Here is a 1,821-nt window from a genome sequence, read left to right as displayed (position 1 = left end):
AAAACAACTAAAAGAAGAAACAAGCAATCCAATATGACATCTATGATACTTCTTGCTTAGTTCTTCAAACTTACGAATATTCGTATTAATTCTATTTTGTATATAATCTTTAGTTTCCATAATAAACAACACCTCACAATGAAATTATACACCCACAAAACAAAAAAAGAGCAAGGAATATACCCTTACTCTACATCATCCGCTGATTTACCAGCAAGAACTGCATTGATCTTATTCTTAGCCGTTGTTACTGTGCTTTGATCTGGAACCATTACATAAGCAGCATCACCAAGTTCAGCACACATTAATGTATCCCCAGTACCATTTACCATATATTGTTCCATTTTCCATTTTGGATTCTTATTTAATTGATATTTAATCAATGATGAAATTTCATCATTTGACATAGTTGTTGAGAATGTATTTGCCATACTATCCATGATTTGAGCATAGTTAGTCACAATTGCTGGACTTGTAACCTTATCAACAATACCCATTAGAACCTGTTGTTGATTCTTTGTACGCTGACGATCCCCTTCACTATATGCATAACGCTCACGAGCATATCCTAATGCTTGTTCACCATTTAAGTGGTTCACACCTGCATGTACACTTAGTCCAGGAGCATGTAAGAAGTTATTGCATTCATAGCCTGGTTCAACATTTACATCAATACCACCAACTGCGTCAACAATATCTGTTACTGTATCGAAACCTACTTTAAATGTGTAGTTAATTTCAATACCTAATAATTGTTCAACTGTACGCTTAGTTGTGTTAGTACCATGAATACCCGTATGCGTAATCTTATCTAATGCACCTTGTTGACATCCATCACCAGCATCACAAGCCGTCGTTACATAGAAGTCACGTGGAATAGATGTTAATAAAATTGTTCCTGTTTTAGGATTTACAGTAGCTACCATAATTACATCACTACGACCATTTTCATCAAATCCACCACGAGTATCTGATCCAGAAATCAACACATTAAATGGTGTTGTCGTAATATTACTTACCGCATTGGCCTTATCTGTATTTTCTACTTTATATGAAGTTTGGTATACAACACGCGTATTGTTGTCAAAATCTTTATATGCATCAATATCTGTAATTTGACTACGACTTGATTCATTAATAACAATTGAATCTACTTCTCCATTATAGAAAGATTCTAGCATTTCAGTTAAACTGCCATATTCTCTTTTTTCCATCTGAATACCCGATTTATTTAGTTCTTTTAAAATCTTTTTAGAACCTTGTGTGTTGATATTCGCTAAAATACCCACACTATGTCCTGCAAGATCTGTTTTCTTTTTCATATCACTTGATTGTTTAACAATTACACTTACTGTATTTTTAGAATGTTTAGCAACGTTAGTAATATTAGAAAGCAATCCACCTGTTTTTGATAAATAGAAGCCACCTAAACAAGATCCTAATGAAAGTGCAATAGTAAAAATAATACAAATCAATTTAGATACAAATCCTTTAGTTGAAAAACACAACAACAAGATAAAAATCAAATCTAGTAATACAAATACAATTGTCATTAAAAACAATAGTTTTGTAGGCAACACATTCAATTTAATAATGTTAAACAACAAATACATTGTTGCAGCAACCAGTAAGATAGAGAAAATAATTCCAAATACCTTACCTACTTTATTTTGTTTCTTATTTTTTTTCATAACAAAAATCTCCTCATGCCCATTTATTTTACTACAAAATAATTATATTTACAAAAAAAGGAATAGGATATATGCCTATTCCACTTTATTTAATACAGTACCTAATACTTCAGCACCATTTCTTTTTAAA

1 protein-coding gene is annotated in these 1,821 nt (G+C 31.6%); it reads right to left on the bottom strand.

Translation table 11 applies throughout. The annotated features are described in order from the left end of the window. Positions 1-185 precede the first annotated feature (185 nt). A complete protein-coding gene (locus Q0F58_RS19410; protein ID WP_294379724.1) occupies positions 186-1,691 on the bottom strand; it encodes an LCP family protein in 1,506 nt (501 codons plus the stop codon). Positions 1,692-1,821 lie beyond the last annotated feature (130 nt).

Source organism: uncultured Clostridium sp., assembly GCF_934754915.1.
GTDB lineage: Bacteria > Bacillota > Clostridia > Clostridiales > Clostridiaceae > Clostridium.
Note: the sequence above shows the minus strand (reverse complement) of the source record. Positions and strands in the feature narration are given on the sequence as shown.